We start from the raw sequence: 25247 nt of genomic DNA on the forward strand, positions 1-25247 counted from the left end.
TTACTTGTCCATCTGTTCGTTGAGTTTGCGCACCATCACCGCCTCGATTGCGGGGAGGATTTCGGCGGTAGCTATCGGACAGACACCAAGAGCCAAGGCCAATGCCAAAGCCGTGCCCATGTCCCAGCCGATCACGCCACCGCTCGGGGCAACGCGCAACTGGCCACCAAGACGGGCAACCAGATCCCAGACCTGCCAGCCCTCACAGGTTTGCGGCCGGTTCAGGATTTGCGGGCAGTCCGGGCAAGTTTTTGAACAGGCTTGGCAATACCCGTCGCCCCCGCCGAAGACCCATTCGGCAAGGGCGCAGAGGCGTTTTTTTCCGCATCCAGCACCAGACCCTTGGCGACGTATTTGGTCTGGAAAGCTTCGAAGAGCGGCCAGACATCCAGCAGGGCATCGATCCCTTCGGGGCTGACAGGAATGGTGGCACCATCGGCACCCCCGACACCTTCCCAATCCAGCACCGCGTTGCGGGCCAGCGCCTTGGCAAAGACCAGTGCGCTGGCCTCGTCCGTTGCGTTTTCGTCCAGAGCGGTAACAGCCGGATCATTGCGCGAGGCCACCATCATGGCGGTGGTCAGGGGGTGCAGATGCAAGCGAACCCCGTGGCCAAGGTCCAGCCACGCGGGTTCGTTTTTAAGATCAAGATGGATCATGTTGTTCCTCAGTAGGTTGCGATGTCGTTGACAAGGGTGATGGTGCACATCTGCCCGGCGGTGGCGTCATAGGCCGCCTGCCAGTCAAAGCTGGCCTGCACCCCCTGCGGCCCCTGAATTTCGATGCGCGGGCGCGGCAGATAAACGGCATGGGCGGTGATGCTCAGGCTGACTTTGGCGGAAATCGAATAGGCAAATTCCAGACTGGCCGCCGTGCCGTTCAACGCCTGATCCATCAGAGTGGTGTCGGCAAAGCGCACATCCATTTTGCCGGTCAGCGCGGCTATGGACGGATCAGCCCCGTCTATGCGCCCGTCCGAACGGATGGTCTCGATCCGGTCGAGATTGTTGGCATATTGAATATCGGCCGAAACGATATTGCCGAGAGCCGTGCCATTGCGTTTAATCGACCCGTTGAAATGCCCGAACCTTTGCAAGGTCCAGCCGGTCGGTGTTCCGGCGGCCGTTGTGGTTGCCACGTTTTCCCCCTGGGCGATCAGCTTGGCGGAGGCCGTCAGCAGGCCGGAGCGCTGCATTTGCCACGAGAGCTGGTCCAGCACGCAGCCGGTATACATGGCAAAGCGGGGGATTTCCGGCATGGCAACCTCGATGGCCATGCTCGGCAGGGTCCACCCGCCGGATTTGTAGGTATGGGTCTTGTTGGTGGTGCCGGTAGTGACCGGCGCGCCGAACGCTGCCTTCAGCCAGAAGCCGAACGCCTCCGCATCAATCGGTACCACGACGTCGCCATCCGCCGTCACCGCGTCCTTGATCGGGGCCAGCGGATCGCGACCATAGCCCAGCAATTCGGAGGTCAGCAGGGGTTGCTCCGCTCCCAATGAGGCACTGGCAAAGGGCATCCGGAAATATCCGCTTGCCGGTGCCGTGCCATAAGTTGTCTCGAACGCAGCCGCAAGTTGCGACCGCGCGCCTTGTGCGCGTGCCATAGTGTTTTCCTTTGTTTTGTGGTGTCAGCCGGTGGAGCTCATCCCGCGGGGATCAGCCCATGGGGGTCATCCCAATGGGTCGGCCGTGGTGTAAGTCAGAATGACCGGAATGATTGCTGCTTTGAGGGCCGCAGCACCTTCCACCGGCATATCAACCGGCTGCGGGGCCTGGGCCTCCACCCAGTCACAAAGCCCGCCCAGTGTGCGGTCGGCAGCAAGGGCCGTGCCGATGGATTGCAATAGAGTGTCGAAGATGGTCGCCCGCGCGGCAGGTGTTTTTCCCTGCACGATCACCTCAACCTCGGCGCGGTGCTCGTAATGGTATTGCAGCGGTGACAGCGTAACTTCGGGCGTGCCGGGGTCACCATCGCGCAGGATCACGAGGCCACCAGCAGGCAGGCGCTCGGGCAAAACTTCTTCGCGTAGCACGGTTGCTGCGGGCATGGTTTGCAGGGCCGCAAGCAGGGCTTGCAGGATGGTTTCTCGGGGTGTGGGCATGGGAGTTCTCGTCTGATTGGTGTTTTTCAAAACACGGAATTTGTGTTACAGGTAGATCTGCCAATTCCTTTCAGGGGCCATAATATGACAACCAAGCGCGGTGTTCCCGTACAACTCCATCCTGAAATATCCGAACCCGTTGAGCGCGAAGCATTTCGTCAGGCTGGTCTGGAAGCATGGAGAAATTATCGGAAAACCGGCCTGCATCTCGGCCATACTGCAGCCGATGAGTGGCTGGCCAAACTGGAGGCCGGTGAAAAGGTGCCGGCCCCTGATTTCCAGATATGAACCGGCATCTGCTAAGGGCCTAACCTCAATGGTTCTGGTCTGGCCGTTGTTTTTCGAGGCTCGCCAGCTTTGACGGCAGATTGCTCCTGCTGTGCAGAAAATCCACGATGATCACGCTGGCCTCATCCTCGACAAACACGATGAAATGCTGCCCCGAGCGGGCAAAGCGCAAATCCTCTTTCAGTTCGGGGTCGATGATTGCCCGACAGCTTTGTGATGGCACACTGCCCGATGCAATGCCGGAACAGCGCGCAATTAAATCTTCCTCATAGGCCTGCGCTTGACGCGGGCCGAAGGTTTCGATCGTCCAGAGGGCAATATCCGATAGGGACGCTTCTGCCTGACGGGTCAGCCGCCAGGGTTTGGGCATCAGGGCTTGCCTCGCGCAGCGGCAAAAACGCGCCGGATAGCATCCTCGCCGCTCCCTTCGGCCAGATCACCGGCCTTGGCCTGTGCCAGCCCTGTCGCGAGCTGGTTGCGCAGGGCATCGAGTTCACTTTCCTCGCGCTCCAGAAGACGCAAACCGGCACGCAATGCCTCACTGGCATTCTGGTAACGGCCGGTCTCGACCAGGCGGTCGACCAGGCTGGATTGCGTATCGGTCAGAACTACGTTTCGTGTGGCCATGGGGTATCCTTTCGTGTCATTGGCAATATATGCCAATGACGGGCGGATGTCCACAATGCCGAAATTTCCCGAGTGTGGTTCACGCTTGATCCGCCCACTTCTCCACAATCAACCGCGGCACGGACCCCGCAACCCTTTCCGCATCCCGCGCCAAATCGAGCCGTTTGCGCAGTTTTACCTGTGGCACCAGCAGGAATATCGGCGCGCTGACTTGGCCGCGTCCTGTCTTTGACCGCGACGCCACCGCTGTTCCCCGCGTGTTGATCCGCGCCTTTTCGGCCACCAGCAGGCTCGGGCCGTTGCGGCGATAGATGAACCGCAGGCGCGTACCGCGCCGTCGCTCCCATTCCGCCGGTGTCATGCGGGCACCGCGACGGCCTTTTCCGGCGGCCTCGGTCGGGATCGCCAGCCAGAAGCCGGATTTCGAGCGGATCAGCGCGCCGCGATCATGGGCGTTGAGGATTTCCGGCGCGTTGCTCCAGACCAGAGCAGCGGCGTTGATGCTGTCACCGCTGGTCGGATAGGTCCGGTTGCGGATAGTGCGCGGCAGGCGGTGGCCTAACCGCGCGCGGGTGATTTGTTCGCGCCAGTCCTGTTTCAACTCCGCACCGGCGGATTTCATGGCCAAGGTTACCGCGCGCTCACCGGCTTTGATCTCCTGCTCCAGCAGCGCCACCAGATCGGGCGAGAAGGTGACGCCCAGTTTCATACGGGCACCAGTTCTACCGTCCAGATCAGGCGCTCGCGATCCCGCAGCGGTTCGCCCTGCACGGTGTAGGATATGCCGTCAATGTCGATCCTGTCTCCGGTCGCAAGGCTCGGGGCTTCGCTCACCCGAATATCGGCAATCACGGTTTCTGACCAGATACGCGCCGCTCCGAACTCGGTAACCGTATCCGGCGAACGCAGGATCACGCGCAGCGATTGCCCCGGGCCAGTGCCTCCCGGGAACCATGTTGCGGCTTTGCCCATAACGGGGTTAGCGAACAACGCAGCCAGTGCTTTATCCGTCACACCCATCAGACAGCCCGATCAGACCGTGCCGTTGAGGCGCACGCGGCCGATGGTTTCGGAAGCGCCCCCGCCGACGGCAAGAGCCGCCGCACCGATCAGCGTGTTGCCGCTGGCGGTGGTGGTGGCCCGCCAGTTGGTGGCGTCCCAATAGACCTTGGCCCCGATCGCCCAGGATTGCGAGGGGGCTTTGGCAAGATCAAAGACACCGGTCAGCTTGATGGTGCCCTCTGCGCCGGTGGCAATGTCACCGGTGGCCACGCCGAACAGCGCGCCAAGCTGCACCGCGTCGCCCGAGGCGATATCGGCACCGGAGGTGAAGGACAGGCGGTCACCTGTGGAAATGTAGTTTTTCATGGGAGTTCTCCGTCAGAGGTGGGGGTTACACACCGGCGTTTTTGAACAGACCGCGCCAGTCGATGGCCTTGGCGGCAAAATCGTGGCGCGCCTTGATCTCGATGCCGTCGACTTCAAAGCCCGATCGGGTTTCGGTGTAGACACCTTCCTGACCGTCGAGATAGGCATACTCGATCGTATCCACCCGCGAAGGATCGGCCGCCAGAAACCACGGATCATTGCCCGATGCGGGGATAAGGCGCGGTTCCTCGATCACCTGCAAGCGCCCCGCGAATGTGTTGACGTCGGCCGTGGCCGAGGGGGTGGTCTGGGTCATCTGCTTGCGCGCCTCGATAGCCCGCGTGCCGGGCGGTGTAATGATGTAGCTCGGCAGGATCGAGATCAGCCGCCCCTCCAGCCCCTTTTGCGAGCCGAACTTGCGGTAGGCTTCGCCCAGCGCGGTTTCGGTTACACCGGCGGCGGTGCCAATGTTGCCGTGGCTGGCATGGAACAGCGCCTTGTTGTCGGCCATGGTCGGGTTCTGGGTCAGGATCGCATAAACGATATCGCTTTCCAGATCCGCCGCAGCCGCGCCAAAGGCCGAGGGGATGCGGGTGAAGGCATCGAGATCGTCGTTGATCAGCACTTGACGGGTGATTGCCACGATGCGGCCATAGGTGGCCAGTGCGTAGGTTTCCTTGCCTTCGCCGATGGAGCCGTATTTGAACTCGCCGCTTTCCAGCACTTTTTCGAGATCCGGCGCACCGGCAATTTGCGTGCGGCTGACCGGTTTGAAATCGGTGATGGTGGCGCGGCGCGCCTAGGCCGCAAAAGTGCGCGGGCTGCTGGAATAGGCCTGCCGCAGGGTTTTGTTGGCGACATTGGCAAGGATGATCGGAAAGTCCGAGGTGGACATCGCACCGGCGGCGCGGGTGCCCAGCGCCTCTCCGGCCAGCTCCATGCGCGACATGCCGCGGGTCGAGCGTCCGTGGCGTTCCAGCGCGTGGCGGGCCAGCTCGATCAGGGACATGCCGCGAAAGTCCCGCCCGTTGGCAGTCAACTCGTGGGAGGAAGGATTGTGGCGGTGCAACAGGGCCTCAGCCACCGCATCGCGATAGGCGGTGTCCGCATCTCCATTGCCACGCGCCGTTGCAGGGGCCGGTTCATGCACGCGGCCCTGTAGAGGGTCGGCGTCCGCAATCTTGTCGAGGATCTCGGCGCGGGCGGCATCAAGACTGACCCCGCGCCCGATCAGGTCAGCGGCCAGAGTATCGAGATCATGGCGGCGACACAGGGTCATGATTTCGGAGGCGCGCTGGCGTTCCTCCCTGCGGATGGTGTCGGGATCGGGTGTGGGCGGGGTTTCCGGCGCGGGGGGTTGCACAACGGAGTCTTCACTGCGGGTCTTGGTGGTATCATCACCACCCGCTGTTTTGCTCTTGGGCATTTCGTTTCCTTTCGGGAACCTCTGTAAATTCCCGTTTTCGCCTTCTTCGCGGCGGGGTGGACGGTTTTTCGCCTGTCCCGCCTGATTGCTTCGGATCATAAACCCATTTTCACCGGTTTCAAGCCGGTTTTGGGTATTTCAGGCACACCTCACCCCATGAACCCTTATCCCGGCGCCGCCAGGCCGCATTCGAACTGGACGAAGCGCTTCATGTTGTAGACCAGGTTCATCATCCCGATGCGAAATCGCGCCCGCTTCAGGCCGATGGAGCGGATCAGCTTGCCGCCCATGGAGCGCTCCTGAAAAGCGAATACATGCTCGACCCGGACCCGCACTTTCGAGCGCCTCCGGTTGGCCTTTTGCTGGCGCTCGCCAAGCGGCTTGCCGCGCCTGCCCTTGTGATGGATATGGCTGTGAAGCCCCCGCTCTTCCAGCTCGCTTTCGATCTTTTGCGAGCGATAGGCGCTGTCGGCCCACAGGTCCGATGAGGTGTTGCTCGCATCAATCAGACCGGCAAGCGCCTGGCTGTCATGCACGGCGGCATCGGTGACATCATAAGCGCGGATGAATTTGTGCCGCCGGTCGACATTGATGTGGTTCTTGTAGCCGTAATAGCTCTTGCCGTGCTTCTTCGTCCAGCGCGCATCCACGTCCTTCTGGCGCTTCTTGTGGGGTTTTTCCTCCCACTCTTCAGGCGTTTCGCCCGCCTTGATTTTCTCGTTCTCGTCCCTTTTGTTGTGCTGGCGCGGCGCCGGAACGATGCTCGCATCAACAATCTGCCCGCCCATCGCCAGATAGCCCTTTTCGCGCAGAAAGGCATCGAACTTGTCAAACAGCTCCTTCATCTTCCCGGCCCCGGCCAGCCTTTCACGGTAGGCCCAGATGGTCTTGGCGTCAGGTACGCTGTCTTCAATGCCAAGGCCGAGAAACCGCATGAACGACAGGCGGTCGCGGATCTGATACTCGATCTGATCGTCAGAGAGGTTGTAGAGCTGCTGCAAAACCATCGTCTTGAATATCAGCACCTCATCCCAAGGCGGGCGGCCAGCGTTGGATTTGCGCTGTTCGGGCGGCGTGCGCCATATGGCCTTCAGCTCGTCCCGGTAATCCTCGAACGGCACCATGTCGTTGAGCAACACCAGCGGATCACCAGATTTGTCCAGTCCCGCGTATCGGCTGGAAAGATCAAAAAATCCCATCTGACCCATGACAAAACCCCGTCGGTCGAATCATTTTCATCCTGATGACGATTCTACCCCGTCAGGCCGGATTTTGGGGGATTTTTAGAGGTTCCCTTTCGTGATTTCGTACTTATTGGGGGCGTTTTCCTGCCGCGTCAGAATACAGGGGCTGCGGGCCTCGGTTTGATCACCGCTGCGCACCTGCGCGCCCGGATCGGCTCCGATCGGGACGGCGGAGATTTCCAACGGTTCCCAGTCGACCGCGCGCCAAAGCTCGGGCGCACCGTCGCGTTTCTCGATGTCGTAACGATGCACGCGATAACCGACCGAGACATTGCGGATGATGCCGGCGGCAATATCGCGAAACACCGGCTCCACCTCGGCGCGCTCGGAAAAGCGGATCGTGGCGGTGCCCAGCCCGTTTTCAATACGGGCGGAGCCTGCCTCTACCACGCCCAGCACGGAGTCGAGCGACCCCGCGCGGTGCGTGTTTAGAAACGGCGCGCCGGCATTCAGGCGTTCCAGCCGCACGGCATCGGGTTCCACCGACAATTCCTCGTCGATCGCATCCTGAAACAGCCGGTTGCGGCGTACGGTGGCTCCGCTGGTCCAGGTGATTTCAACGGTGCGGGCGGCTTCATTAACGGTTTCGGCGCGCAGATGCGCCTCGCGGCTGAGCGCTGGAAGCTCTATGGTGGTTTCGGGCATATTTTTCTCCTTCAGGTATTGCCCTGATCCGGCGGTTGAACTGGCTGGGACGGGTCGTTGGTCTGGGCGAGGCCGGCCTTGCTGACCAGCCGCGGGTCGCTGTCAAACACCAGATCGAGCGCATCGGTCTTGTCGGCAAAGGCGGCCCAGTCGGCGATCAGGGTTTCCGGATCAAGGCCGCGCCGCGCGATCTGCTGCGGCAGGCTGGAAAATCCTGCGCGCACCTCGAGCATATCGGCCTGCGCATCCTGCAACGGGTTGACGCTTTCAAAGCGCGGCGGGGTCCATTGCGCGGGGATGTGCGCATCTGTTGGCAGAAGGCCTGCCACCTGTGCCATCTCGATAAACCAGCGCCAGATTGGCTCACAGAACATCGGGATCACCGTCTGGTGCTGGATTTGTGCCACCATACGGCGGAATTCATTGAGACCCACACGGGAGGAGGCAAAGTTCGTCTGGCTCAGATCACCGGTCATCAGCGCATAGGGCACGCGGAACCCCGCCGCGATAATGTGGAGTTGCACACGGTGCCATTCATAGACACCGGCGGTGCTGGCGGGCTGGTTGAACTTGATGTCCTTGCCGCCGCGCGCATAGGCAATCAGCCCCGGCTCGAACTGTTCCACGCGGTTGCCATCTGCGTCCTGCACCGTGGGGGCAATCGACATCTGGTCTTCCTCGGCCCCGAAGACGATACCGACAAGGCAGGCCTCGGTTTTCTTGCGCACGAGCTCGGCGTTCTGCCAGTCATCCACATCGCGAATGGCACGCATGGCGGGGGTGCCCCAGGGCACGCCACGGTTCTGCACGCGTTGGCGCTCGAACAGATGAGCGACCATGTTGGCGCTCACGCGCACCGGCGCGGATTGGGTGACGGCAAGGGAATTGCCCGGATGGTTCGGGTGCATCCAGTAGGCGACACGGTTGCCGGACTTGTCGTATTCAATGCCCTGACGAATGCCGGAGCCGTCGCGCAGATGGTTGGCGCGGGCCTCGTCCAGATGATCCGCCTCGCGCAATTCGATACGCAGAGGGACACCTCCGGCCGCACCCTTGCGCTGCGGACGTTTCAGGGCAAACACATCGCCACCCTCGATCATTTCGCGCACGGCAAGGCTCAAAAGCCCCTGAAACGTCGTGTGTCCGTGGGCATCACAGGTGGCCGCCCAGCGCTGCCAGAGCTGATCGACTGTTTTGTCCAGTTCTGCATCGCCGGTATTGGCGCGCGGAATAATACCGGAGCCGACGATATTGTTGACCAGCACCTGCACCGCCTGCGCCGCGATGGCGTTATTGCGCACCAGATCGCGCATGCGCGCCCGCAACAGCGGTCCGGCCACGGCAATTTCCGCGTCGGCCGATGTGCCGCCCGCGACCCAGCCATCGGTGGCCCGTCCGCGCGCCGCGCCGTCATAACCACGACGCATATTGGCAATGGCGACACGGGCGGCATAGCGGCGCGAGGCGGTGCGCGGCGCAATACCGGAAATCACCGCATCCAGCAGCCCCCAGCGCACAGTTGGTGTGGTCGGTTTCATCAGCGTGCCCTGCGCGATGTGGCAAACCCTGCTACGGGAAGCGCTTTTCCCGCTGCCTTGGCCATTTCCCCCTCGATCACGGAGATGCGGCGCAGCATATCTTCGGCGCTGCCGTATTCGACAGATTTGCCGTCATAGGTCAGGCGCAGAACACCCGCGGCAAAGGCCGCCTTTAATGCATCGAGCTCCGTTTGTGTATATGCCATATCCTAAAACCATTTCCCTCTGCGCGACCCCATCCAGTCGGATGGACGGCGCTTTATCTGTTGTTGCGGGGACCGGTTGGGCACGCCCGCAGGCGCGGCCTCGATCTTCCCCGGCCGCAATTGTTCTTCCAGCTGCTCCCAGCGTCGATCATCCCAGCGATCAATGCCCATCAGCCACGCGGCCGCGCGGGCGTAGACCCGACAATCCAGCGCCTCGTTGCGCTCGCGGATCTGCTGCCATTCCAGCTTTTGAAACCCCTGACGGGTTTTACTCGCCATCAGATGCTCGGCCGTCAGCTGGCGGAACCACTCGGCAGGCGTGCCCTTGGGGATGTGGACATATCCGGCGGGCCATTCGCCACCTTCCGCCAGATCATCATCCGTGGGCGGGGTCAGGCGCAGCAGGCGATATAGCTCGGATTTGAACACCGCGCCCGCCACTTTCTAGAGCTGCACGCCGCGTTTGAGTTTACGCCCGCCCTCGGTGGTTTCAACGTAAGTTGGCCCGTCCACCGGCGTGGAGCGATCAAACCCGCCAACCCCCTTGATGGCAATCACCTGACCCCGACCGGCCGCGCGCACCCAGGCGTAAACCATGGCAGTGGTGACCCCGTCGCCGGTATCGATTGCCATCCGAGCCAGCGCCATGCGGGCACCATCCACATGCGGCCATGTGGTGGCGAGAAACTCCGACAATTGCGCCCAAACCTGCGGACTGGCGGTATCCCCGTCAATCACCACATGCTCGATCAGCCAGGATTGCAGGTTTCGTCCCCAACCCCAGATGTCGATCTCGATCCGGTCACGCTGCACATCCGCACCGGCCGTCAGCACCAGCACACCGGCGGGCACATGGCCCAGCTGATAATCCTCGCGCCGCTCGTAAAGCTGTTGCCAGTCAGGCGCTTCGCCGCGTTCCTGCCATGTCTCGCCCAGCACGGTGTTTTTGAGGGTTTTCAGGGCGGCGTCATTGCCCGCTGCTTCCTCCCAGCTGCGGGCTATCTCTACCCAGCCAAGCCAGCCCAGCGGCGAATACAGCCCGTTGATATGATAGCCGACAACACCGGCAGCCTCGGCCACGGCGCGTGTCGCATCATCGGCCGTGGACCTCCAGCAAGCTCCGTTCGCCTCGTCCATCATCTGCGTTTTGAACCGCTCCTCAATCGGCTCCTCGCAATGCTCGCAGATATAGCGCGTGGTTTCCGGTTGGCCTTTCGCCCAGCGCAACCGCTCGAACTGCAGCCACTGCAGGCCGCCGCAGTGCGGACAGGGCACAAAATACCGTCGCTGGTCGGACACTTCATACTCCCGCTCGATCCGGCTCACGCCCTTGATGGTCGGGGTCGAGGTCAGAAACACTTTTGATCGGTGCCCGAAACTGATGGTGCGCGCCTCGGCCAAGGCAATCGGGTCGCCTTCGCCATCAATGTCGCCCGGATAGGCATCGACCTCGTCCAGAAATATCCAGCGTGCCGGCATCGAGCGCAGGCCCACCGCCGAATTCGCCCCTGTCAAAATCAACTGCCCGCCGGGAAAGCGTTTTGCCAGAATGGTATTGCCGGAATCCCGCGATCGCGACGGCATGATCAGTTCGCGCAGCTCGGGGCTTTCCTCGACCAGCGGGTTGATCCGCTGCTGGCTCAGCCGCTTGGCCAGATCGACCGTCGGCTGTACCGCCAGAAACGGACCCGGTGCGCGGTGGATGCAATAGCCGATCCAGTTGTTGCCCGCCTCGGTCGCCCCGACCTGGGCAGATTTCATGAACACAACGCGCCGCGCGGGGTGGCTTGGTGATAGCGCGTCCATGATTTCGCGCATGAACGGCGTACGGGCGGTGCGATAGGGACCGGCCTCCGAGGCCGAGCGCGACGACAGTATCCGGTGGCGATCCGACCATTCGGAAACCGTTAGCGTCGGGTCCGGTGCAAGGCCTGCTTTCCAGGCCCGCAGGAGTTCATCCGAGCCGTCAAATTCACCTGAGCGCAATCTCTATCTCCGCCATATCGGCGAGGTGCCGGCGCAGGTATTTGTCCAGCACCTGTTCGGTCAGATGCGTATCCACACCCAGCTCGGCCGCCATATTGGCCGCCACGCGCGAGGGCCAGTTCAGCCAGGCATCGCGCTCGCGCCGCGCCAGATCAAACACCATGGTGGTGGCGCTGGCCCGATCGACCAGTTCGCCCTTCATCTTTTGCAGCCGCACCTTGGCGGTTTGCGCCTTCAGCACCTCGTTGGCCATGCGGGCGCGCATGAAAGACACCTCGCCACCGGCTTCCGGCATGGCTCCAGCATCGCGCAGGGTGTCATCCACGGCGCGCAGAGCGGATTTGGGCACGGGCTTTGTTGCCGCGCTTCCGGTATTCCGGCCCCGCTGCATCGCCGGATCGGTCTGCGCGGCCCACTGCCTATCGGCCTTCACCGGATCAATGGTGCCGTCCGCCTCCACCGTAATGCGTCCCGCCGCAATGGCCTTGCGCACAGCCTTTTCACTGACCCCGCGACGGGTGGCATATTTCCTGCGCGAAAGGCCCATTTCCGGCATGTTTCCTGTGTTGGATTGTAATCATGTGGCGGGTCATAAAGCACTGAAATTACGTCGATTATCGTTGATTAGACGTGCGGATAGAGCGAATCTGATTACAACGAAAAGGAGCCAGACCATGACAACCAAAACCAACCAAGCCGCCCCCGCCGACCTGATGACCGGCATTGCCCAAAAGCACCTCTTCATCGAGACGCTGGAAGAGCGCAAAAGCGACAGCCTCGACTTTCACGAGGTTTCGGTCTGGGGCGTCAAAGCCGCCCTTGAAGCCGCCTACGCCGCAGGGCTGGCCGCCGCACAGGAGGCAAAATGATGACCCGCAGCAATGACAAGGCTCTGGTCGCCTTCCTGACCCGCAAGGCCGAGATCGACACCATGCTTGCCCGCCTTCAGGGGCTCAGTGACGAGCATTTCGAGGCCAACCCCGATGAAATTCACTGATGGCGTGGATGGCCCCTGCTTCCGTCAACTCACTATGGCAAAGTGAGGGCCGTAGAAGTGCTTCACAAGGAGAGGATCATGAACAAGAAACTACAAGCAGAGGCTATCGTCACCGTCGGCCTCGACATTGCCAAGAATGTTTTTCAGGTGCACGGCATTGATATACAAGGGCAAGTGATTGTCCGACGCCAGTTGCGCCGCAGCCAGGTTCTTTCATTCTTTAGGCTGCTGAATTCCTGTCTGATTGGCATTGAGGCCTGCGCCGGAGCCCACTTCTGGGCGCGTGAGCTGACACGTCTGGGCCATAATGTGCGTCTGATGCCACCTTCTTATGTCAAGCCCTACATCAAGCGTCAAAAGACGGATGCCGCAGATGCGGAAGCAATATGCGAGGCTGTAACCCGGCCGACCATGCGCTTTGTGCCAGCCAAGACCGAAGAACACCAAGCCATCTTGATGCAACACCGCACCCGCGATATTCTGGTCCGGCAGGTCACGCAGATCGTCAATGCCATCCGCTCGCATCTGGCTGAATTCGGAATTGTTGCGCCTGTTGGCGTACAAAATGTCGACCGTCTGCTTGAGGCAGCCGCAGAGCTTCCAGAACAAGCTGGCGTTGCATTCGATCTCCTTTCCCGGCAGTTCCATGAGACCCGTGATCGGGTTGCCGAAATCACCCGCCAAATTGAGATTTCCCAACGGCAAGACCCAACTGCACGTCGCCTGACCACGATCCCCGGTGTCGGGGTGCTGACTTCCAGCGCGATTACCGCGACAACGCCGGATGTGTCGCAGTTCCGCTCAGCACGCGACTATGCGGCATGGATCGGCCTTACCCCCAAACAGAATTCAAGCGGCGGTCGGGAACGGATGGGTGGCATATCGAAAATGGGTGACCGGTATATTCGACGGTTACTTTATCTTGGCGCTCTGGCGCGTATCCGCACACGACGCCGGCGTGGGGAAGGCGATGATTGGATCTGGCAATTGCTGAAGAGAAAGCCGGTGAAGGTGGTGGCGATTGCCATTGCGAACAAAATGGCCCGAACGATCTGGGCGTTGTTGAAATCCGGCCAAAGCTACCGGCCCGCATAAATTGACCAAAACACAATAGCCGGGCCCGCCCGGCTTCCGAGACGGCAAGGCGCAAAGTGAGGTGATGGCAAAAGGCAATAAACGTATCAGGACACCCCGTGTGGCCCCAAGCGATACGATCGCGTTCCACTGATTGGACCTGATACATGCGGACTTCATCAAGGCGCGCAGAAATACATCTGCAAACAGACGCCGAATACATGGCCGCGAAACGCCAGTTGCAGTACCAATTTTGTACTTGCCCAGCAGGGGCCATCCATACATGGGGCCATGTGGGCGATCTGGCCGACATTTCAAAGAACCTGCGCGAGATTTGCGACCGCGCCTTTCAAGAAGGAGAATATTCAGCATGAGCAAACTTACCGAAACCCAGACCCTCATCTTGTCGCGTGCGTCGCAACAGGACGACCGTATTGCCTTGCCGCTGCCGGACCGCCTGCGGGGCGGGGCCGCCAACAAGGTGATCGTGCCCTTGATCCGGAAGGGTTTTCTGGACGAGGTCGAAGCCGATATTCGCAAGGGCGAACCGACATGGCGCAAGACCGGCGATGGCCACGGCACCACGCTGGTCATTACCGATGCGGGGCTGGCGGCCATCGGGGTCGAAACAGAAACGCCGCAAACTGATCCGGCACAGCCCAAACCCCGAGCAGGCACCAAACAGGCCATGCTGATCGAGATGCTCGAAGCCCCCGACGGGGCAACGATCGCCGAGATCGCCAAGGCAACTAACTGGCAGTCGCACACTATACGTGGAGCCATTTCAGGCACATTGAAAAAGCGGCTGGGGCTGGCCATCACCTCCGAGAAAGTCGAGGGGCGCGGTCGAACTTACAAAATCGCTTCCTAGCCATGTCATTCATTGCCATTTAAAGGTTTGGTTGGGGTATCTAAAATTAGACGATTGATCAGAAGGTAGTGTCGCGAGTTTGGTGGAAATTCGAGGACGGCGTAATCTCCGGGTGCATCGAAGCCACCCAACCGGCGGCTGGAACCGCCAAGGAGATCACGCCATGACAAAGAATACAGCAACATCGACATCCGCGCTACTGGCCAATGAAGCAGGCTATGACCCGATTGAAGACCGGCTGCGCCAGAACATCCGCGCGACGATCGAGGCGGTTTTCGAAGAGGAGCTGGAGCAGTTTCTGGGCCGTTGCCGGTATGGCCGCAGCGGCGGGGCAAAGGCCGGATACCGCCACGGGCATCGCGAGCGGCAACTGGTCGGAACATTTGGAACCGAAACGGTGCGCGTGCCGCGTGCGCGGATCACAGGCGAGGCCGGCAAGGCCAGAGAATGGCGCTCGAAGGCATTGCCCCGCTACCAGCGGCTGACGAAGAAGGCCGAGGCGCTGATCGCTGCTGTCTACCTTTCGGGCACCAACACACGGCGGGTAAAACGCGCCCTGTTCGGCCTGTTTCAGGGGGCGGTCAGCAAGGATGTGGTGAGCCGCGCCTGGCGCAAGGTGAAGGTGGACTGGCAGGCGTGGTGCGCCCGCAGCCTTGCGGATGAAGACATCGTGCGGCTGATCCTGGACGGCACCGTGATCAAAACGCGGATTGACAGGAAGGCCACCAATATCTCGGTTCTGGCCGCGATTGGCGTGCGCCGGGATGGGCAGAAGGTCTTGTTATCACTGATGAACATGGGCGGCGAAAGCACCTCCGCCTGGCGTCAGTTCATCAACGATCTGGATGCGCGCGGGTTGAAACGGCCCGAATTTGTCATCGTGGACGGGGCACCGGGACTTGAGGTCGCTCTCATTGCCCTCTGGGGTGAAGATCTGCCGATCCAGAGGTGCACGGTGCACAAGCACCGCAACCTTCTGGCCAAGGCACCCAAGCGTATGCATGATGAGTTGACAGAAGATTACCGCGACATGATCTACGCCAAAACACCCGAGGAAATCGCCACCCGCCGCAAGGCATTTCTGCGAAAATGGCGGCTGAAATGCAAGGCCGTCGCTGACAGCTTGGAAGAAGCAGGAGATAAGCTTTTCACCTTCACGCGTCTGCCACAAGGCCAGTGGAAATCGGCCAGAACGACAAATGCGATCGAACGCCTGAACGAGGAATTCCGCCGCCGCATCAAGACCCAGACCGTGCTGCCATGCGCCGAGACCGTGCCGATGCTGCTTTGGGCTCTGATGGCCTCGGGGCAGATCGTCATGCGAAAGGTCGATGGCTGGGAAACGCTCGCTCAGCCCGTCGCCGACGCAACCCTTGACCAAGCCGCCTGACCGGCGCATAACTCAACCCGCTCGGAGGTGCCTGAAATCAATTTCCACCACTTTCGAGACACAACCGATCAGAACGGAATTTCACTGTCATCGTTGGCTGTGGAACTGTTTATACTCGGTGTTTCTGATTTATCATTCGAGGCGAAATCCTTGCTGTCCGTGAAAAATACTTCAAAGCCATCAGAAGTCCGCCGCCGAACATGAGGGCGCTCATTCGTACGATCCCAATTGGATAATTCCTCAAACGATGAAAACAGCGGGCCCTGTGTGTATCCTCTTGCAAACATCGACGCCCGCCAAGTTTCCTGCCCATCCTGACTATTCGCGGTTTCAAGCTTTTGTTTGCGGGTTTCTCGTAGGTATTCCCTGTTGTAGCCATCAATAATATCGACAGCGTCGGCCCCCGCACCAAAGACATCCTCAAAATCACCCATATTGTTACACCGTCCGTTTCGTGAAATCCAACGTCTCGCTCAGTTAAAAATTATTTTTCGATCATCCGACCGTCCGGCGTAACCCACATTCCGTCGCTGAGGTAAGTATCTTCGCCATTATCACTTATGGAAAACTCGTCATACAATGTCTTCATTTCTCGAAGTGCAAGTACCGAAACATCTTCAAATCCAATGCGATCAAGTGCTGTAGTGGCGATGTGAAGTAAATGCTCTTTGTCTGGATTGTCAATGAGCATTTAAAACTGACCCGGTTTCGGCATTTAAATTTGCCCCCCCCTTTGTGGCGCAAAGCCCCCAGTCGGGCCGCCTTCATGTAGCGAGTCCGTCTGGGGGCTTTGCTTGCGGAACGGCTAGTTTTTTCTACGGCGTTTACTCTGGGCGAACCGGTATGAGGTATTGCCGGTTTCGATGATGTTGCAGTGATGAGTGACGCGATCCAGAAGGGCGGTTGTCATCTTGGCATCCCCGAAGACCGAGACCCATTCACCGAACTCAAGGTTGGTTGTGATGATGATGCTGGTCTTCTCGTAGAGCTTGCTGATCAGATGGAAGAGCAACGCGCCACCGGATTTGGGAAACGGGATGTAGCCCAGCTCGTCGATGATGACGCAGTCCAAAGCCGAGAGCTGCCGGATGATCTTCCCTGCATTGCCGTCGGCCTGTTCCTTGATCAGGGCGTTGATCAGATCGACGGCGTTGAAGAAGCGCGCCTTCTTGCCGTTGTTGATCAGCGTCGTTCCCAGCGCGATGGCGATGTGGGTTTTGCCCGTGCCGGTTCCGCCCACCAGGATGAGGTTATGGGCCTCCTCTGTGAACTGGCCGGTGCAGAATGGTTCGATCTGGGCCTGGGTGAGGGCGGCGGCGCTGTAATCGAAGGTGGCGAAGTCCTTGTGATGGGGGAACTTCGCAACCCTCATTTGATACTGGATGGAGCGCACCCGGCGCTCTACAGTCTCGGCGTCGATCAGTTGCCTTATCGCTGTGGTCAGACTTGGCGGCTTGCGCGCGGACAGCAGATCATGGGCGCAAGCTGCCATTCCATGCAACCTGAGGGCTGTCAGTTGGTCGATCAAGGCATTCATACGGCAACCTCCTCAGCCGAGCACAGGGTCTCATAGCGTTTGCAATCGGCTTCGGGCCGCAAGGTCAGCTGCGGATAAGCGCAGGCATCGCTGAGCGGTGTGATGACCGGTTCCACCAACTGGTTGATCAGATTGATGATGGCGGGCAGCCGCAGGGTGTTTTGTGCCACCGCCAGATTGCAGGCCGTCTCGACCACCTCGATCCCGTGATCCTGTGCCAGCAGGAGCAGGTCGACGAACTCCCGATCCCCGCCTTTACCAGCCATGTAATGTTCCCTGATCCGATGCATGGCCTCGGGCAGTTCCCAGCCCACAAAGGGGGCGCCATTGCGCAGGGCACCAGGCTTGCGGTCCAGCAGGGGAACGTAATGCCAGGGCTCGAAATAGCTGATATTGCGGGTAAAATGACGCCTGTGCTCGGCAATCACATCCTGACCGGAGACCACCACGATCCGGCCGGCATAGGCGCGTAGCGACACATGATGCCCGGCAAAGCGGGAGGGCACGCTGTAGCGATTGCTGGCATATTGAACCAGGCAGGTGGAGCGGACACGGACGGTCTTTTCCACGTAGCCGTCGAAGGCCCGACCCAGGGGGCGCAGTTCGGCGCGCTCGTCTTCGAACACTTCGGTAATCGTGCGATCCTGCTGCTCGGGATGGGGACGCTCTGCCAGATCTTCGCAACGCAGACGCAGCCACGCGTTCAGCGCCTCGAGATCATCAAAGGCCGGTTCGGGAACGAACAACCGGCCCCGCAAGAACTGGACCTGGTTCTCGACCTGTCCCTTCTCCCAGCCCGCAGCGGGCGTGCAGGCCACCGGCTCCATCACATAGTGGTTCATCAAGGCCAGGAACCGGGGATGGAATATCCGCTCCTTCGAGCGCGAAACGTAGGTCACCATGGTCTTGGGGTTGTCGATGATCACCCTGCGCGGAACGCCTCCGTAAAAGGACAGCGCCTGCACGAAAGCATCCAGCACCATCTCCTGGGCTTCACCGGGATAGGCAATCACGAAAGGCTTGCGGCTGTGACACAGGCGGAAATGAGCGACCTTCACCTTCTGCTCGACACCACCCAGTACGACCCGTTCTTCGCTCCAGTCAAATTGCAGCGCGTCACCCGCCGCAAAATGCAGCGGGATAAACGCATCTCCCGAACAGGCCCCGGCGCGCTTCAACTCACGAACAAAACGCTGAACCGGCGAATAGGACCCGGTATAGCCCTCTGCCACAAGCTGCTCGTATAGCTTCTGGGCCGTCCGCCGCTCCCGGCGTGGTCGCCTCGAGTCCTGATCAAACAGTTCCTGCAGCCGAAGATCAAACCCATTGCACAGTTTGTGCCGAACTGGCGGCGCATGGCGCTGGTAGCTCGGCGGATTCTCGTCCTTCAAATACTTCTTGATCGTGTTCCGCGACAGTCCCGTCGCCCGCGCCACAGACCGGATGCTGCGCCCTTCAACCAGCACCCAGCGCCGGATCTTCGATACGCTTTCCATCAATATCACCTGCTCTTTCCTCCGCACAATTTTGCGCGGATGTTAACGAAACAGGTGGGTCAATTTTACTCGCTCATAACCCACCCAAGTGGGTCAGTTTTGCACGCCGATTCACATTTTAGACATACGAATATAGCCAAAAACGGGGAAAACATGAAATTCAAAGAAGTTTTGTCGCGTGTTACCGGGCTGAGCAGTCCAGTTTGTGGTGTCTCGTGGACCCCGCCAGAGGCGCAAATCACCACTGCGCGAAAACTCGTTACATTCTTGGAAGATCGTAGGGTGCTCTACAATCCGTCCGAGATGGAGGTGCCGATTCACTGCGTAAGACCTCTGCATAACATCGGGATTCCCCCGGGTTGGCCGTTTTGGTAAGCTAGCCGGGAAATCTCTGGGGTGAATAGATGGACCTTTTCCTGCACGAAGCGGCGGCACGGATCGGCGCGGATGACGTTCTGTCGAAGATCGACGCGCTGATGGATTGGAACTCGTTTTTGCCGATCCTGCGGCGCGGTCTGGGGCGCTCGGGGATCGGGCCTCAGGGCTATGATCCGCTTGTTCTGTTCAAGTGTCTTCTGGTTGGCCAGTGGCACGGGCTGAGCGACCCGAAGCTGGAGCGGGCCTTGAAGGTGCGGCTGGATTTCATGCTGTTCTGCGGGCTCGATCTGCACGCGTCGGTGCCGGATGAGACGACCCACTGCCGGTTCCGCAATGCGCTGGTCCGGGGTGGCGTTTACGATGAGCTGCTGGCCGAGGTCTGCCGCCAGATCGAGGCGCATGGGCTGAAGCTGAAAGAGGCTGAGGCGGCGATCATTGATGCGACCCTGATCGCGGCGGCGGCGCGCCCGCGCACCCATATCGACGCCCCGCAGGACCGGGCAGAGGACGGGGCAAGGGAAGGGACGCCGGATGATCCGCCCGAGGTCTCACCCGACGGGGCACAGCTGCATTTCAGCGCCGACCCTGATGCCCGCTGGGTCAAGAAGGGCCGCAAGAGCACGCTCGGCTACAAGGGCTTTGCCCGCTGCGACGAAGAGGGCTTTATCGACAAGGTGCACACCACGCCCGCCAATGCCGCCGAAAGCCCCGAATTCGCCACCATGATCGCGGGCGCAAAGGCGCAGCGGGTGCTGGCCGACAAGGCCTATGCGAGCAAGGCCAACCGCCAGATGCTGCGCGGCAAATACCGCGACGGCATCCTGCGCAAGGCAGCGCGCGGCCGCCCCCTGCGGCAATCGGAGAAACGCTTCAACCGGCTGATTTCGAAACGCCGCTTCCGCATCGAGCAGACTTTCGGCACGATGAAACGCCTCTTCGGCCTGCAGCGGGCGAGATATTTCGGGCGCGCCAGGGTGCATGCCCAGATGGTCATGGCCGCCATCGCGCAAAACCTGCTCAAGGCCGCAAACAGGATCACCCTCAACCCGCAAACCCCCGCAATCGCATAGCCCCAAACCCCGCCACCCGTCTGTCCGCCGGACCCGCAGGGGCGCAAGGTGGGCGGCCGAAATCTTGCTTCAACCGAAAGCCATGGCCTCATGCAGAGGTCTTTGCGTGCACTCTGTAACGGAAATACGCCGGTTCCTGACCGACCTGCTCTATTCAGCAGCTGCGAACAGCGAGTTGGCCGAGAGCATTCGCGCGCTTCGGTTATGCCTCCAATCCTTCTTATAAATTATCCTATAGACCTTTGCCCGCTTCCATTGGCATAAACAGGAAAACAAACGAGGCACGCCAATGAAAATCGCAAACCGCAGCATTTCCCCCGACCACCCGCCACTGGTAATCGCCGAAATCGGCATCAATCATGGCGGCAGCCTTGAGGTTGCCAAGGAAATGGCGCGGCTGGCGGCGGCTTCGGGGTGCGAGATGGTCAAGCACCAGACCCACTTCGTAGCTGATGAAATGACAGACGAGGCAAAGGCCATCTTCCCCCCCAATGCCGATGTGTCGATCTGGGAGGTGATGGAGCGGTGCGCCCTGTCCAAAGACGATGAAATCGCGCTGAAGGATTATGTTGAATCCCTTGGCATGATCTATATTTCCACCCCGTTTTCCCGCGCTGCCGCCGATTTCCTGAACGACATCGACGTGCCTGCTTTCAAGATCGGCTCGGGCGAGGCGGATAACCTGCCGCTGATCCGCCACATCGCCGCTTTTGGCAAACCGGTGATCATGTCGACGGGGATGCAGACGATTGAAAGCCTGCGGGCCTCGGTTCAGATACTGGAGGACGCGGGCGTGGAATATGCGCTGCTGGAATGCACAAACCTGTACCCATCGCCGCCGGAAATTGTGTCGCTGAAGGGGGTGACGGAGTTGCAAAAGGCCTTCCCGAACGCCGTTGTCGGCTTTTCGGACCATTCGATCGGACCGGAAATGGCGCTGGCCTCGGTCGCGCTGGGGGCTTGCATTCTGGAGCGTCACTATACCGATAGCCGGTATCGCGCAGGGCCGGATATCATCTGTTCGATGGACCCAGCCGAACTGCGTCTGTTGGTGGACCGTTCGCGCGAAATCCACACCGCGTTGCACAACGACAAACAGCGCACCGGGCCGGAAGAGGACGTTTACCGTTTCGCCCGCGCCTCGGTGGTGGCCGACCGTGATTTGCCAGCGGGCCATGTGATCACCGAAATCGACATCTGGGCGCGGCGCCCTGGGTCGGGGGAAATTGCAGGATATGATTTTGACAAGGTTGTGGGCAAACGCCTGACCCGTGCGGTGACGCGCAATGAACAACTGAAATGGAATGATCTGTCGGGCTGACTTGCCCCGCCCTTACCGATGGCGTTAGTGTCAGGCCAGATAGTGTAGTACGGATCAACATGAGCAAAAGAATCCTCTTCGTCACCGGAACCCGCGCCGATTTCGGCAAGCTGGAGCCATTGGCCCTTGCCGCCCGAGATGCCGGTTTCGACGTCGGCTTTTTCGTCACCGGCATGCATATGATGGAACGCTACGGGCTGACCAAAAACGAAGTCCACCGGATGCAGGGGGTCGTGGTTTCGGAATACCTGAACCAGCGGCAGGATGACCCGCAGGATATGGTGCTTGCCAAAACCGTGATCGGCTTTTCCGATTTCATCGCCGAACAGAACCCCGATCTGGTGGTGGTGCATGGCGATCGGGTCGAGGCCTTGGCCTGCGCGCTGGTCTGTGCCACCAACTATGTGCGCTGTGCCCATATCGAGGGCGGCGAGGTGTCGGGCACGATCGACGAGGTATTCCGCCACTGCAACACCAAACTGGCCGCCAGCCATTTTGTCAGCTCGGACGTGGCCAAGAAACGTATCATGGCGATGGGCGAAGTGGCGGAGACGATCCATGTGATCGGCTCGCCCGAACTGGATTCACATGCGGCGGATTCCGGTGTGACCATTGACGAGGTGCGCAAATATTACGACATCCCGTTTGAGGATTACGGCATCGTCACCTTTCACCCCGTCACCAGCGAACAGGCCAGCATCGGCGCGCAGGCCCGCGCATTGTTTGACCGGCTGGTCGCGTCAAACCACAACTTTGTTGTGATCTTGCCCAACAATGATCCGGGGGCCAGCGACATTCTGGATGTGGTCAACACCCTGCCAAAGGATCGTTTCCGCGTGATCCCCTCGATGCGGTTTGCCTATTTTTCCGAACTGCTGAAAAACGCCGCCGCCCATATCGGCAACAGTTCGGTTGGCGTGCGCGAAGCCCCGTTTCTGGGCGTGCCGAGCCTTGACATCGGCACGCGGCAAAACAACCGCTCAGAGGCGGCTTCGATCACCTCTTGCCCGGCCGATGATGCCGCCACGATTGACAGTTTTCTAAAGGACAAATGGGGCAAACGTCTGCCTTCGGACACGGGGTTTGGCGCGGGGCAATCCGCACAGCGGTTTGTCGAGGTGCTAAGGGATGAAACCTTCTGGTCGCGCCCGCTGCAAAAAGAGTTTTGCGACCTTGGCTAAGCCGCCCAAATCCGCCCTGCTGGGACTGTATCTGACGGCCAGCCCTCTGATCCGCCTGTTTGCCCGCCGCCATCTGGAAAAACGCGTGTTGCGTGGCAAAGAGGACGGGCAGCGGTACCGCGAAAAGCTGGGGCTGACCGATGTGCCCCGCCCCGATGGCCCGCTGGTCTGGATGCACGCGGTGGGGGTGGGCGAGCTGCTGGCCCTGCCCGCGTTGATCCGTGAAATGCAGGCCCGTGATCCGGCGCTGAATTTCCTGCTGACGTCTTCGGCCAAGACCTCGGCTCAGGCGATTGAACACAACCTGCCACCGCGCACGATCCACCAGTTTCTGCCACTGGACACCCGCGCCTATGCCCGCCGGTTTTTGGACCATTGGCAACCGCAACTGTCCGTCTGGGCCGAGCGCGATATATGGCCGGTGTTCCTGACCGAGGTTGAACGCAGAGGCATCCCGCTGGCCCTGATCAACGGAAGGATGAGCCACGAGTCCGCCGCCAAAAAACAACGCGCCAAGGCAATGTTCGCCGCCCTTTACGCCAAGTTCCGCTTTATCGAGGTGCAGGATGAGGAGAGCGCCGAAGGGTTCGGGTGCCTTGGGGTTCCTGCCGACAAGATCACCGTCACCGGCACTTTGAAAGCGGGGGCTGATCCGCTGGCCGACCAGCCGGAAAAGCGCAGCCAAATGGAACAAGCACTGGCAGGGCGGCCCGTGTGGCTGGCGGCCTCGACCCATCCCGAGGACGAAATCGCCGTGTTCAAGGCACATCGAAAGATTCTGGAAACCGCGCCCGATACCTGCCTGATCCTCGCTCCGCGTGACCCATCCCGTGCGAGGCGGATTTTAAACCACGCACTGGATCTGGGGTTTGATGCTGCCATTCTGGATGGGGCGGATAGCCTGAAAGGCGCACAAATCGCCATCATTGACCGGATCGGAGAATTGGGCCTGTGGTTCCGGCTGACAGACCGCTGTTTCATCGGCGGATCAATCGCCCCCGTTGGCGGGCATAACCCGTATGAGCCGGCCCGACTGGATTGTGCCATCACCTTTGGTCCCAACGTGCAAAATTTCGCGGATGACTATGCCGCCTTCCACGCCGCCAATGCCGCGCGGCAGGTGACGGACGGGGAAACCCTTGCCGAAGCACTGCTGGACCCCGCCCTGACAGACTTGCGCCCCGCCGCCGCCAAGGTGGCCGATGCAGGGCGGCAAGCGGTGGTCAGGACGGCAGAGCGGTTGTTGGGGGTGATGTAAGCCCTTCTTTCACACCCGGTATTTTGCCAGACCCTTTACCAGACGCAAATCATACGCGTTTCATACCCCCCAATGTAGCCCTACAATATTCCGCGTGACCCTCCCTGCCCCTGCCGCTATTCATACCCCCGTAAACAAACAGACAGGTGCCCCGATGTTCACGATTGACGATCTGAAAGCCGCGCAAGGACTGGTTTACCGCCAGATGCTGCCCACCCCGCAAATCCACTGGCCGCAACTGACCGCCCCGACCGGCGCCCACGTCATCGTCAAACACGAAAACCACGCCCCCACCGGCGCCTTCAAGGTGCGCGGCGGCATTACATTCATCGACTGGCTGAAACGCACCCACCCGGATGCCCGCGGCATCATCACCGCCACCCGCGGCAACCACGGCCAGTCTCAGGCCCGCGCTGCAACCGCCGCCGGTCTGGTCGCAAAAATCTATGTCCCGCGCGGCAATTCGGTGGAAAAGAACGCCGCGATGCGGGCCTATGGCGCGGAACTGGTGGAATTCGGAGATGACTTTGACGAGGCCAAAACCGAAGCCATGCGCGTGGCCGAGGCCGAGGGACTGTTCGTCGTTCCGCCATTCCATACCGAACTGATGCGCGGGGTGGCGACCTATGGGGTTGAGCTGTTCACCGCCCACCCCGATCTGGACACGGTCTATGTGCCGATTGGTTGTGGCTCGGGCATTTGCGGCACCATCACCGCCCGCGATGCGCTGGGGCTGGATACCAAAATCGTCGGCGTGGTGTCGGAAAACGCCCAGACCGCAAAGCTGTCGGTTGACGCGGGCCGGATGGTCGAAACCAATTCCGCCGTCACCTTTGCCGATGGCATGGCCGTGCGGGTTCCGGTGCAGGCCGCTTATGACATTTACGCCAAAGGCGCGGACCGGATCATCACTGTTTCGGATGATGAAGTGGCGAATGCCATCCGCACCTATTACACCGGCATCCACAATCTGGCCGAAGGCGCGGGTGCTGCCCCGCTGGCCGGTCTGATACAGGAAAAGGACCGGATGCAGGGCAAGAAGGTTGGTGTGATCCTAAGCGGTGGCAACATCGACAGTGCCTGGTTTTCCAAGGTTTTGACGGGCGAAACACCCACGCCATAGGGGGATTCCGCCCAACAATTTGCCAATTTTGCACTATTTACCACAAAATATGGGGAACCTCTAAAAATCCCCCAAAATCCGGCCTGACGGGGTAGAATCGTCATCAGGATGAAAATGAT

32 protein-coding genes and 1 pseudogene are annotated in these 25247 nt (G+C 60.3%); 12 read left to right on the top strand and 21 right to left on the bottom strand.

Features of this window, described 5'->3' with window-relative positions:
* The 4 genes from ACQY4M_RS11585 to ACQY4M_RS11600 form a co-directional block, all read right to left on the bottom strand.
* Positions 1 to 159 (bottom strand): DUF7697 family protein, encoded by a 159-nt coding sequence (locus ACQY4M_RS11585; protein ID WP_428542662.1) that lies wholly within the window; start codon positions 157 to 159, stop codon positions 1 to 3.
* A gap of 62 nt (positions 160 to 221) precedes the next feature.
* Positions 222 to 659, bottom strand: coding sequence for a hypothetical protein (locus ACQY4M_RS11590; protein ID WP_428542665.1), 438 nt, complete (start codon positions 657 to 659; stop codon positions 222 to 224).
* Positions 660 to 667: 8 nt separating this feature from the next.
* The gene (locus tag ACQY4M_RS11595; RefSeq protein WP_428544063.1) at positions 668 to 1606 is read right to left on the bottom strand and encodes a phage tail tube protein; all 939 of its coding nucleotides are present in this window, start codon (positions 1604 to 1606) and stop codon (positions 668 to 670) included.
* Between the two features lie 66 nt (positions 1607 to 1672).
* On the bottom strand, positions 1673 to 2104 hold the full coding sequence (locus ACQY4M_RS11600) for an acyl-CoA transferase (RefSeq protein ID WP_428544065.1): 432 nt from the start codon (positions 2102 to 2104) through the stop codon (positions 1673 to 1675).
* Between the two features lie 84 nt (positions 2105 to 2188).
* Here ACQY4M_RS11600 and ACQY4M_RS11605 point away from each other — a divergent pair, with 84 nt between their 5' ends.
* Positions 2189 to 2392: a hypothetical protein gene (locus ACQY4M_RS11605; protein WP_428544067.1), complete on the top strand. Its 204-nt coding sequence runs from the start codon at positions 2189 to 2191 to the stop codon at positions 2390 to 2392.
* Positions 2393 to 2417: 25 nt separating this feature from the next.
* Here the strand turns inward: ACQY4M_RS11605 and ACQY4M_RS11610 are convergent, their stop codons facing one another.
* From ACQY4M_RS11610 to ACQY4M_RS11670, 13 genes and pseudogenes are all read right to left on the bottom strand, one after another.
* Positions 2418 to 2762, bottom strand: coding sequence for a type II toxin-antitoxin system RelE/ParE family toxin (locus ACQY4M_RS11610; RefSeq protein ID WP_428544069.1), 345 nt, complete (start codon positions 2760 to 2762; stop codon positions 2418 to 2420).
* Positions 2762 to 3019 (bottom strand): type II toxin-antitoxin system ParD family antitoxin, encoded by a 258-nt coding sequence (locus tag ACQY4M_RS11615; RefSeq protein WP_428544071.1) that lies wholly within the window; start codon positions 3017 to 3019, stop codon positions 2762 to 2764. The genes ACQY4M_RS11610 and ACQY4M_RS11615 overlap by 1 nt, the downstream gene beginning before the upstream one ends.
* A gap of 79 nt (positions 3020 to 3098) precedes the next feature.
* A complete protein-coding gene (locus ACQY4M_RS11620) occupies positions 3099 to 3728 on the bottom strand; it encodes a DUF6441 family protein (protein WP_428544073.1) in 630 nt (209 codons plus the stop codon).
* Complete coding sequence (locus ACQY4M_RS11625; protein WP_428544075.1) at positions 3725 to 4039, bottom strand: head-tail joining protein; 315 nt, start codon at positions 4037 to 4039, stop codon at positions 3725 to 3727. Before ACQY4M_RS11625 ends, ACQY4M_RS11620 begins: the two co-directional genes overlap by 4 nt.
* Before the next feature lie 12 nt (positions 4040 to 4051).
* Complete coding sequence (locus tag ACQY4M_RS11630; RefSeq protein WP_428544077.1) at positions 4052 to 4387, bottom strand: DUF2190 family protein; 336 nt, start codon at positions 4385 to 4387, stop codon at positions 4052 to 4054.
* A 25-nt stretch (positions 4388 to 4412) separates the two neighbouring features.
* Positions 4413 to 5111 carry a hypothetical protein gene (locus ACQY4M_RS11635; protein ID WP_428544079.1) on the bottom strand — a complete coding sequence of 233 codons (699 nt, stop codon included), beginning with the start codon at positions 5109 to 5111 and terminating at the stop codon, positions 4413 to 4415.
* Positions 5112 to 5186: 75 nt separating this feature from the next.
* Complete coding sequence (locus ACQY4M_RS11640; RefSeq protein ID WP_428544081.1) at positions 5187 to 5912, bottom strand: hypothetical protein; 726 nt, start codon at positions 5910 to 5912, stop codon at positions 5187 to 5189.
* 65 nt (positions 5913 to 5977) lie between these two features.
* Positions 5978 to 7021 (bottom strand): IS5 family transposase, encoded by a 1044-nt coding sequence (locus tag ACQY4M_RS11645; RefSeq protein ID WP_428539227.1) that lies wholly within the window; start codon positions 7019 to 7021, stop codon positions 5978 to 5980.
* 75 nt (positions 7022 to 7096) lie between these two features.
* On the bottom strand, positions 7097 to 7702 hold the full coding sequence (locus ACQY4M_RS11650) for an HK97 family phage prohead protease (protein WP_428544083.1): 606 nt from the start codon (positions 7700 to 7702) through the stop codon (positions 7097 to 7099).
* Between the two features lie 11 nt (positions 7703 to 7713).
* Entirely contained in the window at positions 7714 to 9240 is a 1527-nt protein-coding gene (locus tag ACQY4M_RS11655) for a phage portal protein (protein WP_428544085.1), read from the bottom strand.
* Positions 9240 to 9446, bottom strand: a complete 207-nt coding sequence (locus ACQY4M_RS11660) for a phage head-tail joining protein (protein WP_428544087.1) — start codon at positions 9444 to 9446, stop codon at positions 9240 to 9242. Before ACQY4M_RS11660 ends, ACQY4M_RS11655 begins: the two co-directional genes overlap by 1 nt.
* Positions 9447 to 9449: 3 nt before the next feature.
* Positions 9450 to 11432: pseudogene (locus ACQY4M_RS11665) on the bottom strand (phage terminase large subunit family protein).
* Complete coding sequence (locus ACQY4M_RS11670) at positions 11419 to 11988, bottom strand: elements of external origin (RefSeq protein WP_428544089.1); 570 nt, start codon at positions 11986 to 11988, stop codon at positions 11419 to 11421. Before ACQY4M_RS11670 ends, ACQY4M_RS11665 begins: the two are co-directional and overlap by 14 nt.
* 118 nt (positions 11989 to 12106) lie before the next feature.
* Here ACQY4M_RS11670 and ACQY4M_RS11675 point away from each other — a divergent pair, with 118 nt between their 5' ends.
* The 5 genes from ACQY4M_RS11675 to ACQY4M_RS11695 all read left to right on the top strand — a co-directional run bounded on the left by ACQY4M_RS11675 (position 12107) and on the right by ACQY4M_RS11695 (position 15764).
* Positions 12107 to 12301, top strand: coding sequence for a DUF6900 domain-containing protein (locus tag ACQY4M_RS11675; protein ID WP_428544091.1), 195 nt, complete (start codon positions 12107 to 12109; stop codon positions 12299 to 12301).
* A complete protein-coding gene (locus ACQY4M_RS11680; RefSeq protein ID WP_428544093.1) occupies positions 12301 to 12429 on the top strand; it encodes a hypothetical protein in 129 nt (42 codons plus the stop codon). The genes ACQY4M_RS11675 and ACQY4M_RS11680 overlap by 1 nt, the downstream gene beginning before the upstream one ends.
* A 78-nt stretch (positions 12430 to 12507) precedes the next feature.
* Positions 12508 to 13524: an IS110 family transposase gene (locus ACQY4M_RS11685; RefSeq protein ID WP_428542502.1), complete on the top strand. Its 1017-nt coding sequence runs from the start codon at positions 12508 to 12510 to the stop codon at positions 13522 to 13524.
* 349 nt (positions 13525 to 13873) lie between these two features.
* Positions 13874 to 14374 (top strand): DUF3489 domain-containing protein, encoded by a 501-nt coding sequence (locus ACQY4M_RS11690; RefSeq protein ID WP_428544095.1) that lies wholly within the window; start codon positions 13874 to 13876, stop codon positions 14372 to 14374.
* 163 nt (positions 14375 to 14537) lie between these two features.
* Positions 14538 to 15764, top strand: coding sequence for an IS256 family transposase (locus ACQY4M_RS11695; protein ID WP_428539582.1), 1227 nt, complete (start codon positions 14538 to 14540; stop codon positions 15762 to 15764).
* A 68-nt stretch (positions 15765 to 15832) separates the two neighbouring features.
* On the opposite strand, the gene ACQY4M_RS11700 is transcribed toward ACQY4M_RS11695, so the two are convergent.
* The 4 genes from ACQY4M_RS11700 to istA form a co-directional block, all read right to left on the bottom strand.
* Complete coding sequence (locus tag ACQY4M_RS11700) at positions 15833 to 16198, bottom strand: hypothetical protein (protein ID WP_428544097.1); 366 nt, start codon at positions 16196 to 16198, stop codon at positions 15833 to 15835.
* 50 nt (positions 16199 to 16248) lie between these two features.
* Positions 16249 to 16455, bottom strand: a complete 207-nt coding sequence (locus ACQY4M_RS11705; RefSeq protein ID WP_428544099.1) for a hypothetical protein — start codon at positions 16453 to 16455, stop codon at positions 16249 to 16251.
* Between the two features lie 114 nt (positions 16456 to 16569).
* On the bottom strand, positions 16570 to 17301 hold the full coding sequence (gene istB / locus ACQY4M_RS11710) for an IS21-like element helper ATPase IstB (RefSeq protein ID WP_428539322.1): 732 nt from the start codon (positions 17299 to 17301) through the stop codon (positions 16570 to 16572).
* Positions 17298 to 18797 (bottom strand): IS21 family transposase, encoded by a 1500-nt coding sequence (gene istA, locus ACQY4M_RS11715; RefSeq protein ID WP_428539289.1) that lies wholly within the window; start codon positions 18795 to 18797, stop codon positions 17298 to 17300. The genes istB and istA overlap by 4 nt, the downstream gene beginning before the upstream one ends.
* Before the next feature lie 153 nt (positions 18798 to 18950).
* Here istA and ACQY4M_RS11720 point away from each other — a divergent pair, with 153 nt between their 5' ends.
* From ACQY4M_RS11720 to ACQY4M_RS11745, 6 genes are all read left to right on the top strand, one after another.
* A complete protein-coding gene (locus ACQY4M_RS11720; RefSeq protein WP_428544101.1) occupies positions 18951 to 19172 on the top strand; it encodes a DUF6650 family protein in 222 nt (73 codons plus the stop codon).
* Between the two features lie 29 nt (positions 19173 to 19201).
* Complete coding sequence (locus ACQY4M_RS11725) at positions 19202 to 20245, top strand: IS5 family transposase (RefSeq protein ID WP_428539221.1); 1044 nt, start codon at positions 19202 to 19204, stop codon at positions 20243 to 20245.
* 289 nt (positions 20246 to 20534) lie between these two features.
* Positions 20535 to 21566 (top strand): N-acetylneuraminate synthase family protein, encoded by a 1032-nt coding sequence (locus tag ACQY4M_RS11730; RefSeq protein WP_428544103.1) that lies wholly within the window; start codon positions 20535 to 20537, stop codon positions 21564 to 21566.
* Positions 21567 to 21625: 59 nt separating this feature from the next.
* Positions 21626 to 22747 (top strand): UDP-N-acetylglucosamine 2-epimerase, encoded by a 1122-nt coding sequence (neuC, locus tag ACQY4M_RS11735; RefSeq protein WP_428544105.1) that lies wholly within the window; start codon positions 21626 to 21628, stop codon positions 22745 to 22747.
* Entirely contained in the window at positions 22740 to 24005 is a 1266-nt protein-coding gene (locus ACQY4M_RS11740; protein ID WP_428544107.1) for a 3-deoxy-D-manno-octulosonic acid transferase, read from the top strand. Before neuC ends, ACQY4M_RS11740 begins: the two co-directional genes overlap by 8 nt.
* Before the next feature lie 154 nt (positions 24006 to 24159).
* Positions 24160 to 25128: a threonine dehydratase gene (locus ACQY4M_RS11745; protein ID WP_428544109.1), complete on the top strand. Its 969-nt coding sequence runs from the start codon at positions 24160 to 24162 to the stop codon at positions 25126 to 25128.
* Positions 25129 to 25247: the final 119 nt, after the last annotated feature.

This window comes from Profundibacter sp. (assembly GCF_965277155.1).
GTDB lineage: Bacteria > Pseudomonadota > Alphaproteobacteria > Rhodobacterales > Rhodobacteraceae > Profundibacter.